General features: G+C 68.9%; 17 protein-coding genes. 13 read left to right on the top strand and 4 right to left on the bottom strand.

Annotated features, from left to right (window positions below):
- Positions 1–9 precede the first annotated feature (9 nt).
- A complete protein-coding gene (locus FHR94_RS12570; RefSeq protein WP_183326076.1) occupies positions 10–723 on the bottom strand; it encodes a 16S rRNA (uracil(1498)-N(3))-methyltransferase in 714 nt (237 codons plus the stop codon).
- A gap of 115 nt (positions 724–838) precedes the next feature.
- Here FHR94_RS12570 and phaR point away from each other — a divergent pair, with 115 nt between their 5' ends.
- From phaR to coq7, 6 genes are all read left to right on the top strand, one after another.
- Positions 839–1,303, top strand: a complete 465-nt coding sequence (phaR, locus tag FHR94_RS12565; RefSeq protein WP_183326075.1) for a polyhydroxyalkanoate synthesis repressor PhaR — start codon at positions 839–841, stop codon at positions 1,301–1,303.
- A gap of 72 nt (positions 1,304–1,375) precedes the next feature.
- Entirely contained in the window at positions 1,376–2,671 is a 1,296-nt protein-coding gene (gene purD / locus FHR94_RS12560; protein WP_183326074.1) for a phosphoribosylamine--glycine ligase, read from the top strand.
- A 31-nt stretch (positions 2,672–2,702) separates the two neighbouring features.
- A complete protein-coding gene (locus tag FHR94_RS12555) occupies positions 2,703–3,137 on the top strand; it encodes an acyl-CoA thioesterase (protein ID WP_183326073.1) in 435 nt (144 codons plus the stop codon).
- Entirely contained in the window at positions 3,137–4,009 is an 873-nt protein-coding gene (locus tag FHR94_RS12550; RefSeq protein ID WP_183326072.1) for a phosphoribulokinase, read from the top strand. The genes FHR94_RS12555 and FHR94_RS12550 overlap by 1 nt, the downstream gene beginning before the upstream one ends.
- 30 nt (positions 4,010–4,039) lie before the next feature.
- Positions 4,040–4,381, top strand: coding sequence for a histidine triad nucleotide-binding protein (locus tag FHR94_RS12545; RefSeq protein WP_183326071.1), 342 nt, complete (start codon positions 4,040–4,042; stop codon positions 4,379–4,381).
- Between the two features lie 95 nt (positions 4,382–4,476).
- Positions 4,477–5,121: a 2-polyprenyl-3-methyl-6-methoxy-1,4-benzoquinone monooxygenase gene (coq7, locus tag FHR94_RS12540; RefSeq protein WP_183326070.1), complete on the top strand. Its 645-nt coding sequence runs from the start codon at positions 4,477–4,479 to the stop codon at positions 5,119–5,121.
- Positions 5,122–5,268: 147 nt separating this feature from the next.
- Here coq7 and FHR94_RS12535 read toward each other — a convergent pair whose 3' ends face one another.
- From FHR94_RS12535 to FHR94_RS12525, 3 genes are all read right to left on the bottom strand, one after another.
- Complete coding sequence (locus FHR94_RS12535) at positions 5,269–5,688, bottom strand: OsmC family protein (RefSeq protein ID WP_183326069.1); 420 nt, start codon at positions 5,686–5,688, stop codon at positions 5,269–5,271.
- A gap of 66 nt (positions 5,689–5,754) precedes the next feature.
- Positions 5,755–6,426 (bottom strand): N-acetylmuramate alpha-1-phosphate uridylyltransferase MurU, encoded by a 672-nt coding sequence (gene murU, locus FHR94_RS12530; RefSeq protein WP_183326068.1) that lies wholly within the window; start codon positions 6,424–6,426, stop codon positions 5,755–5,757.
- Positions 6,423–7,445 carry an aminoglycoside phosphotransferase family protein gene (locus tag FHR94_RS12525; RefSeq protein ID WP_183326067.1) on the bottom strand — a complete coding sequence of 341 codons (1,023 nt, stop codon included), beginning with the start codon at positions 7,443–7,445 and terminating at the stop codon, positions 6,423–6,425. The genes murU and FHR94_RS12525 overlap by 4 nt, the downstream gene beginning before the upstream one ends.
- A 195-nt stretch (positions 7,446–7,640) precedes the next feature.
- Here FHR94_RS12525 and FHR94_RS12520 point away from each other — a divergent pair, with 195 nt between their 5' ends.
- From FHR94_RS12520 to glpE, 7 genes are all read left to right on the top strand, one after another.
- Positions 7,641–10,088 carry an LPS-assembly protein LptD gene (locus FHR94_RS12520; protein WP_183326066.1) on the top strand — a complete coding sequence of 816 codons (2,448 nt, stop codon included), beginning with the start codon at positions 7,641–7,643 and terminating at the stop codon, positions 10,086–10,088.
- 51 nt (positions 10,089–10,139) lie between these two features.
- Positions 10,140–10,805, top strand: coding sequence for a SurA N-terminal domain-containing protein (locus FHR94_RS12515; protein WP_183326065.1), 666 nt, complete (start codon positions 10,140–10,142; stop codon positions 10,803–10,805).
- Positions 10,805–11,851 (top strand): 4-hydroxythreonine-4-phosphate dehydrogenase PdxA, encoded by a 1,047-nt coding sequence (gene pdxA, locus FHR94_RS12510; protein WP_183326064.1) that lies wholly within the window; start codon positions 10,805–10,807, stop codon positions 11,849–11,851. The genes FHR94_RS12515 and pdxA overlap by 1 nt, the downstream gene beginning before the upstream one ends.
- Before the next feature lie 156 nt (positions 11,852–12,007).
- Positions 12,008–12,820 carry a 16S rRNA (adenine(1518)-N(6)/adenine(1519)-N(6))-dimethyltransferase RsmA gene (rsmA, locus tag FHR94_RS12505; RefSeq protein ID WP_183326063.1) on the top strand — a complete coding sequence of 271 codons (813 nt, stop codon included), beginning with the start codon at positions 12,008–12,010 and terminating at the stop codon, positions 12,818–12,820.
- Positions 12,820–13,209, top strand: coding sequence for a Co2+/Mg2+ efflux protein ApaG (gene apaG, locus FHR94_RS12500; protein WP_183326132.1), 390 nt, complete (start codon positions 12,820–12,822; stop codon positions 13,207–13,209). The genes rsmA and apaG overlap by 1 nt, the downstream gene beginning before the upstream one ends.
- A gap of 33 nt (positions 13,210–13,242) precedes the next feature.
- Positions 13,243–14,064, top strand: a complete 822-nt coding sequence (locus FHR94_RS12495) for a symmetrical bis(5'-nucleosyl)-tetraphosphatase (protein WP_183326062.1) — start codon at positions 13,243–13,245, stop codon at positions 14,062–14,064.
- A 24-nt stretch (positions 14,065–14,088) separates the two neighbouring features.
- A complete protein-coding gene (gene glpE / locus FHR94_RS12490) occupies positions 14,089–14,418 on the top strand; it encodes a thiosulfate sulfurtransferase GlpE (RefSeq protein WP_183326061.1) in 330 nt (109 codons plus the stop codon).

Genomic DNA, 14,418 nt, shown 5'->3' with positions numbered 1-14,418 from the left:
GAGGAGGCGCTAGAAGAGGCGGGCCAGCAGGGCGGTCACCGCCGTCTCCACGCGCAGGATGCGCGGCCCCAGGTGGATCCCCTCGCAGCCGGCCGCCAGCAGGCGCTCCACCTCCCAGGGGATGAAGCCGCCCTCGGGCCCGACCAGCAGCAGGGTCGGGGTGTCGAGGCCGCGAGGACAGGCGTTCGGCATCCCGGGGTGGGCCATCAGGGCGCGGCGCCCCTCGGCGAGCCCGGGCAGGTGGTCCTCGACGAAGGGCCGGAAGCCCTTGGCCAGGGTCACCGACGGCAGCCGGGTATCCCGGGCCTGCTCGAGGCCCAGCACCAGATGGTGGCGGATCTTCTCGGCGGTGAGCTCCGGCGACTGCCAGTAGCTCTTCTCCACCCGACGGGTATGGAGCAGGGTGATCTGCTTCACCCCGAGGGCGGTGACATGCTCCAGGGTGCGCGCCAGCATCCGCGGGCGCGGCAGGGCCAGCACCAGGTGGACCGGCAGCGCCGGCGGCGGTGGCTGGTCCAGGTCGGCGATATCGAACAGCGCCTCGTCATCCGCCAGGGTGAGCAGCTCGCCTTGCCCCATGCGGCCGTCTTCGATGCCCAGCGTCATCCGCTCGCCCGCCCGGGCACGGTTCACCGTCCGCAGGTGCGCCAGACGCCGCGGGTCGGTGACCCGGGCCAGGCGGTCGGTCTCGATGTCCGCCGGGGAGAGCAGGATCAGGTTCATGGGGCCTCGCCGCGTTGGAGACTGAGAGGTGACTATGCCTTGCATGCCGGGTGTCGCGGTGCACAATACCCTCAGAGGGGGCAGACGCCCACCCTTCAAGACAAGGAGCAGCGCCGTGCGCGTGATTCGCAAGTATGCCAACCGAAGGCTCTATGATACCGAACAGAGCCGCTACGTGACCCTCGAGGATCTGCGTGGCCTGATCCTCGACGAGATCCCCTTCCGGGTCGAGGACGCCAAGAGCGGCGAGGATCTGACCCGTACCATCCTGCTGTCGATCATCATCGAGCAGGAGCAGGCCGATGGCGAGGCCGAGGTCTTCTCCAACGATCTATTGGCCCAGTTCATCCGTGTCTACGATATGACCCAGCCGCTGCCACTGGCGCGCTACCTGGAACAGGGCACCCGCCTGATGCTCGAGCAGCAGCAGCGCATGCAGGACCAGTGGCAGCAGGCCATGCGCCACTCGCCCATGGAGCTGATGCGCGAGATGGCCGAGGAGAACATGAAGTTCTGGCAGAAGACCATCACTCAGGCCGCCGACAAGACGGCCAAGCCGGACGACGACGAGAAGACGTGAGCGGCGGCGCCCCGGGCGAGTTTCTGACATAATGCCGCGACGTTTTTCCCCGGTAGTGAGGTAGAGCAGCGGATGAAGGTTCTGATCATCGGCGGCGGTGGCCGCGAACATGCCCTGGCCTGGAAGGTTGCCCAGTCCCCCCGGGTCGAGACCGTCTACGTGGCGCCAGGCAACGCCGGCACCGCCCGGGAACCCGGCCTCGAGAACCTGGCCATCGGCGCCGAGGACCTGGATGGCTTGGTGACCTTCGCCCGCGACGCGGGGGTCGAGCTGACTATCGTCGGCCCCGAGGCGCCTCTGGTGGCCGGCGTGGTGGACCGCTTCCGCGAGGCGGGCCTGACGATCTTCGGGCCCACCGCCGGGGCGGCTCGGCTCGAGGGCTCCAAGGCCTTCACCAAGGACTTCCTGGCCCGCCACGCCATTCCCTCCGCCGAGTACCGCACCTTCGTCGCCGTGGAGCCGGCGCTCGAGTATCTCGCCGAGAAGGGGGCGCCCATCGTCATCAAGGCCGACGGCCTGGCGGCCGGCAAGGGCGTCATCGTGGCCATGACCCAGGAAGAGGCCGAGGCGGCGGTGCGCGACATGCTCGAGGCCAACGCCTTCGGCGACGCCGGGGCCCGGGTGGTCATCGAGGACTTCCTCGAGGGCGAGGAGGCCAGCTTCATCGTCATGGTCGATGGCGAGACGGTGCTGCCCATGGCCACCAGCCAGGACCACAAGCGCGCCTACGACGACGACCAGGGCCCCAATACCGGCGGCATGGGCGCCTACTCCCCGGCGCCGGTGGTCACCGACGCGGTCTTCGAGCGCATCATGGAACGGATCATCCGGCCCACGGTGCGCGGCATGGCCGAGGAGGGCCATCCCTATACCGGCTTCCTTTACGCCGGCCTGATGATCGATGCCCAGGGCGACCCGAGGGTGATCGAGTATAATTGCCGCTTCGGCGATCCCGAGACTCAGCCCATCATGCTGCGCTTGGCCTCGGACCTGGCCGAGCTGTGCCTGGCCGGCGCCCGTGGCGAGCTGGCCGGACTGCGCTGCGACTGGGACGACCGCGCCGCGGTGGGCGTGGTGATGGCCGCCGGCGGCTATCCTGGCAGCTACCGCAAGGGCGACGCTATCCAGGGCCTGGTCGCCGCCGAGAGCACCGGCTGCAAGGTCTTCCATGCCGGCACCGCCGAGGGCGAGGATGGCGGGGTGATCACCGCCGGCGGTCGGGTGCTGTGCGTCACCGCCCTGGGCGAGGGGGTCTCGGCGGCCCGCGAGCTGGCCTACCGCGGCGTGGAGAGGATCCGCTGGGAGGGGGCTTTCTGTCGTCGCGACATCGCGCATCGCGCCATCGCCCGGGAGCCGGGGCGCGATTGACCTCGCCCGACAACGAGAACGAGGAGCGAGCATGGAGCGAGTGAGACTGGTCTTTCCCGAGGCGGCGATCCGTCACCGCCATCCACTGGGCGTGCGCATCACGGACATGAACTACGGCCAGCACCTGGGCCATGATGCCGTGGTGTCGCTGATGCACGAGGCCCGTGTACACGCCCTGGCCGCCCTGGGGCTCGCCGAGGGCAATCTGGGGGGCTATCCCTGCGTGGCCGCCGACCTGGCCGTGCAGTACCAGGCCGAGTCGCGCTGGCCCGATGCGCTGGTGGCGGAGACGGCCATTCCCGAGCCGGGCCGCCGCGCCATCACCGTCTTCCATCGCCTGCGTCGCGAGGCCGACGAGCGCATCGTGGCCACCGCCCGCCTCACCCTGATGCTGGTCGACCCGGCCAGCGGTCGCCCGGTGGCGGTCCCCGATGGCGTGCGCGACACCCTGGCGGGGGTGGCCTGATGTCCCGGGAGTATCCGGTCATCGCCGTGACCGGCTCATCGGGGGCCGGCACCACCACCGTGCGCCGCACCTTCGAGCGGATGTTCGCCCGTGAGGACGTCCACGCCGCCTTCGTCGACGGCGATGCCTTCCACCGCTACACCCGGGAGGAACTGGCCCGCATCTTCCGCGAGGAGCCCGAGCGCAAGGACGAGCTGTCGCATTTCGCGGTGGAGGCCAACCTGCTCGACCGTCTCGAGGCACTGTTCGTGGAGTATGGCGAGCGGGGCACCGGCACCTACCGGCACTATATCCATGCCGAGGACAAGCCGATGATCGAGGCCGGCTATCAGGTGGGGACCTTCACCGAGTGGCAGTCACTGCCCTATGGCACCGACCTGCTGTTCTACGAGGGGCTGCACGGGGGCCTGGTCACCGCCGAGCACGACGTGGCCCATCACGTGGATCTGCTGGTCGGGGTGGCGCCGACCATGAACCTGGAGTGGATCCAGAAGATCGACCGCGACATCCGCTACCGGGGCTATTCCCAGGAGGCGGTGATCGACACCATCCTGGGGCGCATGGACGACTACGTCCGCTACATCCAGCCGCAGTTCTCGCGTACCCATATCAACTTCCAGCGGGTGCCGACGGTGGATACCTCCAACCCCTTCGAGGTCCAGGATATCCCCACCGATGCCGAGTCCTTCGTGGTGATCCGCTTCCGCGACCCGGCCACGGTGGACTTCCCTTATCTGCTGGCGATGATCCAGGATGCCTTCATGAGCCGCCCGCACACCCTGGTGGTGCCCGGGGCCCGTCTGTCCCTGGCCATGGAGCTGATCCTGGGCCCGCTGGTGCGCCATCTGCTGGCCCAGCGGCGCTTCCGTTGAGCCGTTCACCATGAGAAGGAGTGTGACCCCATGGACTGTCTGTTCTGCAAGATCATCGACCGCGAGATTCCCGCCGATATCGTCTTCGAGGACGACGAGGTACTCGCCTTCAACGACATCAATCCCCAGGCCCCGACCCATCTGGTGATCGTGCCGAAGCGGCATATCGCCACCCTCAACGACATCGAGGAAGGCGATCTGGCGCTGGTGGGGCGGCTGCCGTACACCGCGGCGCGGCTTGCCCGCGAGAAGGGATTCGCCGAGGACGGTTACCGGGTGGTCATGAACTGCAACGAGCAGGGGGGGCAGACCGTCTACCATATCCATATGCACCTGATGGGCGGTCGCCGCTTCACCTGGCCCGCGGGCTAGGGCTCCACACGGCCGTAGCCTCACTCGGCGGCTCGAGCGTTCAGGGCGTATGGGCGCCCGGTTACCCTGTGTCCATCTCATGAGAAGGGGGTGTCATGATGCGCCAGCTCTCCCGTATCGATAACCTGATCCACCAGTTCGACACTGTGCTGCGGACCTTGATCCCCCATGCGGCCCAGCCGTCGCGGCCATCGCCGGCGACCGCCTCGATCCATGACGACGCGATGAGCGATGCCGAGCGGCGTCATGCCGCCGGGCTGATGCGTATCAACCATACCGGCGAGGTCTGCGCCCAGGCGCTCTACCAAGGGCAGGGATTCACGGCCAAGCTGCCGGAAGTGCGCGGGCAGATGGAAAAGGCCGCCCAGGAGGAGATCGATCACCTGGCCTGGTGCGATGCCCGGCTGCAGGAACTGCATGACCGGCCCAGCCTGCTCAACCCGCTGTTCTACGCGGCCTCCTTCGGCCTCGGCGCCACGGCCGGGGCCGTGGGCGACCGCGTAAGCCTCGGCTTCGTAGCGGCTACCGAGGAGCAGGTGGGGCGGCACCTGGACCGGCACCTCGAGACCCTGCCACCGGGGGACCACCGCTCCCGGGCGGTGCTGCGCCAGATGGCCATCGACGAGGCCCATCACGCCCAGCAGGCCCTGGAGGCGGGCGGAGCGCGCTTTCCGGCACCGGTCAAGGCCGGCATGACGCTGATGTCGAGGGTGATGACCTGCAGCGTCTATCGGCTATAGCGCCCAGCGCCCAGCAGCAAGCGCCCAGCCGCCCCGGTGGGTGTCGAGGAAGCAAACGAGAAACCCCGCCGGATGCCGAGCCGGCGGAGTTGATACGTTGACGTCAGTATTGGCAGTGGCATCATGCTGCGGCGCTGGCGCTCGGCGCTAATCCTCGATGATGCTGTAGGAGTGGGTCACCTCGACGCCTCCCTTGGCCAGCATGATGGACGCGCTGCAGTACTTGTCGGCGGAGAGTTCCACGGCGCGCGCGACCTGTTTCTCCTTGAGGCCATGGCCACTGACGGTGAAGTGGACATGGATCCTGGTAAAGACGCTGGGTACCTCGTCGGCGCGCTCTGCCTCGATGCTGGCCACACAGTCGCTCACCGGGGCGCGGGATTTCTCGAGAATCTCCATGACGTCGAAGGAGGTGCAGGCGCCCAGGCCCATCAGCAGCATCTCCATGGGGCGCGGCCCGGTATTGCGGCCGCCGTGATCGGGCGGGCCGTCGATGACCACGCTATGCCCGCTGCCTGACTCGGCGACGAACTGGCGGCCGTCGGTCCATTTGACGCTGGCTTTCATGAAAACGCTTCCTCTACGCAGGTTGTGATCGATGCTGGGGCAGCATAGCACCCGGCGGCCTTCGGCTCAGCCCTGACGGGCCCGCAGCCGCCGGTCCAGCGCGGCGAGTCGCTCGGGCGTGCCGACGTCGACCCAGCTGCCGCGATGATGGTGGCCACCGACGCGTCCCTCGGCCATGGCGCGGCGCAGCAGCGGGGCGAGTACAAAGGCGCCGGGGGATTCATCGGCCACCAGCGCCGGGTCGAGCAGCGCCAGGCCGGCATAGGTCAGCCGTGGCGCGCCCCGGGCATGCACGCGCCCCTCTGTATCGAGCGCGAAGTCGCCCTCGGGGTGGTGGTCAGGATTGTCCACCAGCACCAGTTGGGCCAGGTCCTGCGTCGGCAGCGTCAGTACGGTCGGGTCCAGGTCGCACCACACATCGCCGTTGAGCAACAGAAAGGGCGCACTGCCCAGCATCGGCAACGCCTGGCGGATGCCGCCGCCGGTCTCCAGCGGCGTGGGCTCGCGACTCCAGGCGATGGAGACCCCGAAGTCACGACCGTCGCCCAGGGCGTCGAGGATCTGGTCGGCCCGGTAGCTGACGTTGATGACCACTTCCACGATGCCGGCGGCGGCCAGGCGCTCCAGATGGTGCACGATCAGCGGCTTGCCGGCCACGTCCAGCAGCGGCTTGGGGCAGTGGTCGGTGAGCGGGCGCATGCGGGTGCCGAGCCCCGCGGCCAGGATCATCGCCTTCATGCGTCCGCCTCCCGTCGGGCCGCCAGTGCCGGGCGGAAGGTATTGGCGAGCCAGGCGCGGAAACCCGCGTGGCCCTGGATATCGGCCAGGCTGTCCTCGAGGTGACCGAGAAAGTGCGGCAGCCGCGCAAGATAGCCGTCGCGGCCGTCGCGCAGGGTCAGCCGGCAGAAAATGCCCAGTACCTTGAGCGAGCGCTGGGCGGCCATGGCCTGCACCTGATGATGAAAGGTCGCGGGGGCAATATTGTCGGGCAGCCGGCCCTCCCTGGCGGCCCGCGTCCGGAAGGCCTCGATCCAGGTCGCGACGCGGGCTGGCGGGAAGCGGCAGTAGCGGCCGCGCAGCAGCGAGATCAGGTCATAACTGATCGGGCCGGCCACGGCGTCCTGAAAGTCGATCAGGTACAGGTCGTCGTCCTTCACCATCAGGTTCATGGCGTCGAAGTCGCGATGCACCGTGACCACCGGCTGGGCCAGGGCGCTCGCGATCAGCGCCTCGCGCAGCGCCTTCCAGCCCGGCGGGGTATTCAGGCCCAGCCACTCGCCTAGGCACCACTCGGGAAAGAGGTCCAGCTCGCGGCCGAGCAGGGCGGCGTCGTAGGCGGGTAGGCCTTCAGTGGGCGCGCGGGCCTGCAGCACGTGGAGCAGCGCGATGGCCTGCTCGTGCCAGACCTGCGTGGCGGGGGCATCCTCGCCGTCGAGGCAGCGCTGTAGCGGCGTGTCGCCCAGATCCTCGAGCTCGAGAAAGCCGGCGTCGAGATCCGCGCCGTGCAGGCGTGGCACCGGCAGATCGACGGCGTGCCACTGCTCGGCGATGGCCACGAAGGGGCGGCTGTCCTCCTGCTCGGGCGGGGCATCCATCAGCATCCGGGTGGACCCGTCGGGCAGGGTGAGGCGGTAGTAGCGTCGGAAGCTGGCATCCCCGGCCGCCAGGTGCAGTGCAAGGCGCGTCGGGTCGAGCCCATGGCGCCGAGCGGCCCAGTGGCGGAGTCGTGCATGTCGCGCGGTGGCGGCCTCTGGCATCGTCGCGTCTCTCCTCGGTCAGGGGCTGGGTAGGGCGAGGGACAAGGGGGCCGAGGCCCTGGCTCGGTTGACGACCCCGTGGCGTCCCCGCATGCTGAGTCCCGGCGTCGCCGCCGGTGACAGGGAGCGCGTGGCGGCGCGGGTCGATAGCGGCCTGTATAATACCGATTCATCCCGCCAAGGACATCGTGGAACATGGGCAAGCACCTCTCGTGGACGGCCCTGGGAGGCCTTATCACCTCAGGTCTGGTGGCCGACCCGCTGCCGGCCGCCCCGCCGGCGCCGCTGCCCGCCGAGCAGCTGGACTGGCGGCCCTGGGGCGAGGACCGGCCGTCCGGTGCCCTGTGTCGCGGCCGCTATCGGGCACCGGACTATCGCCTGCCACTGCCCGATGAGGGGGAGGTGAGCAGCGAATCCGACAGCGCCGCTTACGGGGTCGAGGGGGAGACGATCCTCGGCGGTGAGGTGGTGCTGCGCCGCGCCGACACCCAGCTCGAGGCACCCCGGGTGCGGGTGCCGGCCGATCGCGAGACGGCCTACGCCGAGGGCCCCTTGGCCCTGCGCGATGGCAACCTGCTGGTGCGCGGTGAGGCCGCTGCCTTTTCCCTGCAGAGCGATGCGGCGAGCATCGAGTCCGCCCACTACGTCGCCCATGAGCAGCGCGTGCGCGGGGACGCGGTGCGCCTCGAGCGCCTGGCGGACGGTCGCTACCGCCTGACCGAAGCGAGCTTCACCACCTGTGACCCGGGCAGCGACCTGTGGCGGCTGGTGGGCAACGATATCGTCCTCGACCGCGAGCGCGGCTTCGGCACCGCTACCCACGCGCGGCTGGAGGTCGGCAAGGTGCCGGTCTTCTATTGGCCCTGGCTGCGCTTCCCCCTCGACGAACGCCGCCAGACCGGCTTTTTGTGGCCGGTATTGGGCATTTCCGGCGACTCGCTGGACTATGCCCAGCCGTTCTACTGGAACATCGCCCCGAACCAGGATGCCACCCTCACCCCGCGCTGGATCAGCGACCGTGGCCTGCTGCTGGGTGGGGAGTACCGCTATCTCTTTCCCTCCGATGCCGGCCAGGTCGAGGGCGCCTACCTGGCCGACGACGACGGCGACCCGGACGACGAGCCCGACTACCAGGGAGAGGATCGCTGGTACCTCGACTATCGGCACGCCGGCCGCTTCGATGCCCGCACCCGTTACCGGTTGCGCTACGGGGCGGCCAGCGACGGCAGCTACTTCGATGACTTCGGGCGCGATTTCGGTGAGAGCGAGACGGACTTCATGGCCCGGCTGGCGCTGCTCGACCATCGCGGCGAGGTGTGGCGCCTCCAGGCCAAGGCCCAGGGCTTCCAGAAGCTCGACGACCCGCTGCTGGAGCGGGACAAGCCCTTCTATCGATTGCCCAGCCTGACCGCCAATGCCCGCTGGGTCCAGGACAGCGGCTTCTACCAGGAGTGGGACAGCAACGTCACCTATTTCTGGCGCGACATCAACGAGGCGGCGCTGCCCAACAACGAACGCTTCGATCGCGAGTCGGCCATCGGGACACGCCTGCACCTCTCGCCGGCGCTGGGTTGGCGACTCGGGGAGCGCTGGGGCTTTCTCGAGCCGCGCCTCGAATGGCTCGCCACGGCCTATGCGCTCGACTACGGCAATCGCGACCTTGACCGCGACGAGCGCCTCTCACGCAGCGTGCCGGTCAGCTCCCTTGACGGTGGCCTGGTGTTCGAGCGTGAGCTGGACCTGGGTGGCGCCGACTATCGTCAGACCCTGGAGCCGCGCCTCCACTACGCTTATGTGCCGGCCCGTGACCAGAGCGAGTTTCCCGACTTCGACACCAACGAGCTGGCGTTCTCCTGGCGTCGGCTCTGGTCCCCTTACCGCTTCACCGGGGCCGACCGGGTGGGAGACCTCAACCGGCTCTCCTACGGGGTCACCACCCGCTTCCTTGAGGATGCCTCGGGGCGTGAACGGCTCTCCCTGGGGGTGGGGCAGGCGACCTACTTCGATGATCGTACCATCGGCATGGACGGGGATCCCGACGACCTGCCGGCCGAGCGCGTCGGCCAGGGGCTGGGGAAGCGCTACCTGGCGACCCGGGATCGCTCCCCGGTGGTTACCCGTGCCGATTGGCGGGTCAGCGACCAGTGGCGAACCCGTTGGGAGTGGCTCTACGATGACCATCTCGAGCGCACCGAGCAGACCTCCCTCGATGTCCAGTACCGGGCCGACGCCGGCCACGTGCTGAACCTGGGCTACCGCTGGCAGCTCGAGGGCTTCGACCCTTCGCAGGAAGGGGAAGACGTGCGCACCTACGATCGCGAGGAGTATGACCTCTCCTTCGCCTGGAAGGCTTCCCGCCACCTCGACCTGATCGGTCGGGTGCTCTACGACCACACCAATGACCGCGCCCTCGAGCAGCTCGCGGGTGTGCAGTGGAACGACTGCTGCTATGGTCTGCAGCTGGTCTGGCGCGAGTGGATCGATGACGAGGACACCGCCAATACCATCGACGATGACACCACGGACCGTGGGTTCTTCCTGCGCTTCGTGTTCAAGGGGCTGGGCGGCGTCGGCCGCGAGGCGGACAGTTACTTCGAGGAGGCGATCCCGGGCTACCGCTCGACCGCCTTCGACCGGCCCTGAATCCCTGCCGGACGCCCCGAGCCCACCCATGACGAGAGAGGAACGACCAACATGCGCAGTCGACGTATCGCCACCCTGGCGCTGACCCTGTGTCTCGGTGCCCTGCCCCTGGCCGGGCAGGCACAGGACGCGTCGGAGGCGCAGCGTCAGCCGTTGGGCCGCCAGCAGCTTGACCGCATCGTGGCGGTGGTCAACGAGGGGGCCATCATGGCCAGCCAACTCGAGAATCGCGTGGCCCAGGCACGCCAGCAGCTGACCGGCCGTGGCGTGACGCCGCCCCCCGAGGAGACGCTGCGCCGGCAAGTGCTCGAGCGGATGATTGTCGAGGAAATTCAGCTGCAGATGGCTCGCGAGGCCAATCTCAGTATCGATGACACCGAGCTCAATCGCCAGGTGCGCGCCGTGGCCGAGAGCAACGGCATGACCCTCGAGCAGTTTGCCGACGCCCTGGAGGCCGATGGCCTCTCGCTTTCGGTAGTACGCGAGCAGATCCGTCGCGAGCTGCTGATGCGCCAGCTCCAGCAGCGTCGGGTAGCCGGCCGCGTCACCATCTCGGAGCGCGAGGTGGACCGCTTCCTGGAGCAGCAAGAGGGGGGCGGGAGTCGTGACCAGGCCCGCCAGGCGCTGTTCCAGCGCAAGGTCAACGACGAGCTGCAGGCCTGGCTCCAGGAGATTCGTGCCGAGGCCTTCGTCGACATCCGGCTCGGGGCGAATTGATGGCCATGCCCCCGGTGCTGGCCTTGACCACCGGCGAGCCGGCAGGGATCGGCCCGGAGCTGGCGGTGATGCTGGCGGCCGGCGCGCCGGCCGCCGGGACGCCAGACCGCCGGGTGGTGGCGGTGGGAGACCCGGGGTTGCTGGCCGAGCGGGCGGCGATGACCGGTCATGCCGTCGAGCCGGTCGAGTGCCGTCCGGACGAGCCGCTGCCGCCCCCCATGGCCGGCCAGCTGCCGGTCTGGCCGGTGCCCCTGCGGGCTCCCTCCCGGCCCGGCGTGCTCGATCCCCGCAATGCCGATTACGTGCTCGAGACCCTCGATGTCGCGGTCCGCGCCTGTCGCGACAGTCGAGCCGCCGGCATGGTCACCGCGCCGCTGCATAAGGGCGTGATCCTCGAGGCGGGCCATGCCGGCTTCACCGGGCATACCGAGTACCTGCGCGACGCCTGCGGCGTCGACGAGGTCGTCATGCTGCTCGCCACCGGCCAGGCCCTGCATGCACGCGAGGCGAGCTGGGCCGGTGGTCCCCACCTGCGCGTGGCGCTGGCGACCACCCACCTGCCGCTGCGTGAGGTGAGTGCGGCCATCACGCCCGAGCGGCTGGAGCGGATCCTCACTATCCTCGCCGCCGATCTCAAGCGCTGGTTCGGCGTGGCAAGCCCGCGCATCGCCGTCTGTGGCCTCAACCCCCACGCCGGCGAGGGGGGGCATCTGGGACGCGAGGAACTCGAGGTCATTACGCCGACTCTGGAGCGGCTGCGCAATGAGGGGTTGACCCTTGACGGCCCGCTGCCGGCGGATACCCTGTTCACCCCGCGGCACCTGGCCGGCGTGGATGCGGTGCTGGCCATGTACCATGATCAGGGACTGCCGGTGCTCAAGTACGCCGGTTTCGGCCGCGCCGCCAACATCACCCTAGGCCTGCCGCTGGTGCGCACCTCGGTGGATCACGGCACGGCCCTCGACCTGGCCGGCTCGGGGCGCGCCGACCTCGGCAGCCTGCAAGTCGCGGTGGCTCTCGCCGCCGAGATGGCACAACGTGCTTAGCGGGGCGCCGGGGATAGACCGAAGCGGAGGTCCTATTCCAGGGATGGAATCGGTAGCGCCCAGGGATGGGTTCACAGCGCCTCCGCGCAGGTCTGTCGCCGGGTCAGCCCATTCAAGATGCTGAAGAAGCTCACAGAGACAGAAGGACACCCCTGAATGGCATCCCGCCCCCCGGGCCATCGCGCCCGCAAGCGCTTCGGCCAGAACTTCCTGCGCGACCGCGGCATCATCGCCGGCATCGTGCGCGCCATCGCGCCCCGCCCCGGGGAGCGATTGGTGGAGATCGGCCCCGGACAGGGGGCGCTCACCGAGCCGCTGCTCGAGGCGACGGGGGGGCATCTCGAGGTGATTGAACTGGACCGTGACCTGATCCCGGGGCTGCGCGTGCAGTTCTTCGATCAGCCGGGCTTCGTCATCCACGAGGGAGATGCCCTCAAGGTCGACTTCCGGGCGCTGCGCGGAGAAGGGGCGCCGCTGCGAGTGGTGGGGAATCTGCCCTACAATATCTCCACGCCGTTGATCGGCCACCTGCTCGAGGCCGGTGACGCCGTCGCCGACATGCACTTCATGCTCCAAAAGGAAGTGGTCGAGCGCCTGGCCGCCGCGCCGGGGGCGACCGAGCGCGGTCGCCTCTCGGTGCTCGCCCAGTACCACTGCCGGGTCGAGTCGCTGTTCACCGTGCCGCCCGAGGCCTTCGTGCCGCGGCCCAGGGTGGAGTCCGCCATCGTGAGGCTCACGCCCCACGCATCGCCGCCCCAGGTCGCCCGGGACGAGCGGCTACTCTTCGCACTGGTGCGTGAGGCCTTCGGCCAACGGCGCAAGACCCTGCGCAACAACCTCAAGGGGCGCCTCGATGCCGTCTCGCTCGAGACCCTGGGCATCGACCCCAGCCGGCGTCCCCAGACATTGACCGTGGAGGAATTCGTGCGCATTGCCAATCACCTCGCCCCGGAGGGCATCACCCCATGATGGCCACTGATGCCCTCGACAACGAGATCCGCGTCGACGTAGAACCCGTCTTTCGCAAGGAGGAGTCCTCGCCCGACGAGGGGCGCTACGTCTTCAGCTACACCGTCACCGTGCACAACGCTTCCGGCCACAGCATGCAATTGCTGGCCCGTCACTGGAAGATCACCCAAGGGAGCGGCAAGGTGCAGGAAGTGCGAGGCAAGGGCGTGGTGGGCAAGCAGCCCATGATCGGCCCGGGCCAGACCTTCCGCTATACCAGTCGGGCCATCCTCGATGGGCCGGTGGGGGTCATGGAGGGCGCCTATACCTGCGTCGACACCACCACCCAGCGCCCCTTCGAGCTGCCGGTCGCCCCCTTCCGGCTGGCCGGACCCAACCAGGTCCACTGAGCGTGTTCCCCTCACCGACGAGACGGAGTTGCCATGTCCACCTACGCCATCGGAGATTTGCAGGGCTGTCACGCCGAATTCGTGGCGTTGCTCGAGCGGCTCGCGTTCGATCCGCGACGCGACCGGCTATGGTTGGCCGGCGATCTGATCAACCGGGGCCCGGACTCGCTGGCCTGCCTACGCGAGGTGATGGCGCTGGGAGACCGGGCAGAGGTGGTGCTGGGCAACCACGACCTGCACCTGCTGGCGGTAGCCCGGGGTGGCGCGCCGCAGAAGCGCAAGGATACCCTGTCCGGGATCCTCGATGCCCCCGACCGGGAGCGGATTCTCGACTGGCTGCAGGCCTGCCCGCTGCTGGTCCGTCGGCCGGGCAGTGCGCAGGGCGAGACGGTGATGACCCATGCCGGGCTCCTGCCGCAGTGGTCCGTGGCGCAGGCGGCGGGCCTCGCCGGTGAGGTCGAGGCACGGCTCAACGGTGAGCAAGCCGGCGCCTTCCTCGAGAGGATGTACGGCAACCAGCCGGCCTGCTGGCGCGACGACCTCGACGGCATCGAGCGGCTGCGCCTGATCGTCAACATTTTTACCCGCATGCGCTTCATCGACGCCGAGGGCTGCCTGGACTTCGAGGCCAAGGAGGGGCTCGACAGTGCCCCCCCGGGGTTCGCCCCCTGGTTCCAGTACCCGCGCGACGACGATCCCTGGCTGATCTTCGGCCACTGGGCCGCCCTGCAGGGACAGACCCCGGGGCAGCGGGTGCGCGCCGAGGCGCTCGATACCGGCTGCGTCTGGGGGGGCACGATGACCGCCCTGGACCTGGAGAGCGGCGAGCGCATCAGTGTTCCCAGCCGACAGTAACATCCATCCGCGAGTGGAGACCCCATGACCATGCCGACCTTCCACCACCTCGACATTCCCGCCCTGGACGACTGGCTCGCGGGCGAGGCACGCCTCACCCTGGTCGATATCCGTGACCCGCTGAGCTTCGCCCAAGGGCACATCCCCGGTAGTTGTCGCCTGGACAACGATAGCGTAGCGACCTTTCTCGAGGAAGCCACTCCGGACATCCCGCTGGTGGTGGTCTGCTACCACGGCCACTCCAGCCAGCAGGCCGCGGCCTGGCTGGCCGGTCAGGGCTTTCGCGAGGTCTACAGTCTCGACGGTGGCTTCACCGAGTGGCAGCACCGCCACCCCGACCGGGTGGCGCGTTGA

It is taken from the genome of Halomonas cerina (assembly GCF_014192215.1).
GTDB classification, from domain to species: domain Bacteria; phylum Pseudomonadota; class Gammaproteobacteria; order Pseudomonadales; family Halomonadaceae; genus Halomonas; species Halomonas cerina.
This window is presented reverse-complemented; position numbering and strand designations above follow the sequence as displayed.

Bases quoted from the DNA above. Each gene is read 5' to 3' on its own strand.
- FHR94_RS12520 (WP_183326066.1), top strand. From the start codon at position 7,641: ATGGGCAAGCACCTCTCGTGGACGGCCCTGGGAGGCCTTATCACCTCA.
- FHR94_RS12570 (WP_183326076.1), bottom strand. From the start codon at position 723: ATGAACCTGATCCTGCTCTCCCCGGCGGACATCGAGACCGACCGCCTG.
- rsmA (WP_183326063.1), top strand. From the start codon at position 12,008: ATGGCATCCCGCCCCCCGGGCCATCGCGCCCGCAAGCGCTTCGGCCAG.
- FHR94_RS12545 (WP_183326071.1), top strand. From the start codon at position 4,040: ATGGACTGTCTGTTCTGCAAGATCATCGACCGCGAGATTCCCGCCGAT.
- FHR94_RS12495 (WP_183326062.1), top strand. From the start codon at position 13,243: ATGTCCACCTACGCCATCGGAGATTTGCAGGGCTGTCACGCCGAATTC.
- FHR94_RS12550 (WP_183326072.1), top strand. From the start codon at position 3,137: ATGTCCCGGGAGTATCCGGTCATCGCCGTGACCGGCTCATCGGGGGCC.
- FHR94_RS12515 (WP_183326065.1), top strand. From the start codon at position 10,140: ATGCGCAGTCGACGTATCGCCACCCTGGCGCTGACCCTGTGTCTCGGT.
- murU (WP_183326068.1), bottom strand. From the start codon at position 6,426: ATGAAGGCGATGATCCTGGCCGCGGGGCTCGGCACCCGCATGCGCCCG.
- FHR94_RS12525 (WP_183326067.1), bottom strand. From the start codon at position 7,445: ATGCCAGAGGCCGCCACCGCGCGACATGCACGACTCCGCCACTGGGCC.
- glpE (WP_183326061.1), top strand. From the start codon at position 14,089: ATGACCATGCCGACCTTCCACCACCTCGACATTCCCGCCCTGGACGAC.
- FHR94_RS12555 (WP_183326073.1), top strand. From the start codon at position 2,703: ATGGAGCGAGTGAGACTGGTCTTTCCCGAGGCGGCGATCCGTCACCGC.
- purD (WP_183326074.1), top strand. From the start codon at position 1,376: ATGAAGGTTCTGATCATCGGCGGCGGTGGCCGCGAACATGCCCTGGCC.
- coq7 (WP_183326070.1), top strand. From the start codon at position 4,477: ATGATGCGCCAGCTCTCCCGTATCGATAACCTGATCCACCAGTTCGAC.
- FHR94_RS12535 (WP_183326069.1), bottom strand. From the start codon at position 5,688: ATGAAAGCCAGCGTCAAATGGACCGACGGCCGCCAGTTCGTCGCCGAG.
- apaG (WP_183326132.1), top strand. From the start codon at position 12,820: ATGGCCACTGATGCCCTCGACAACGAGATCCGCGTCGACGTAGAACCC.
- pdxA (WP_183326064.1), top strand. From the start codon at position 10,805: ATGGCCATGCCCCCGGTGCTGGCCTTGACCACCGGCGAGCCGGCAGGG.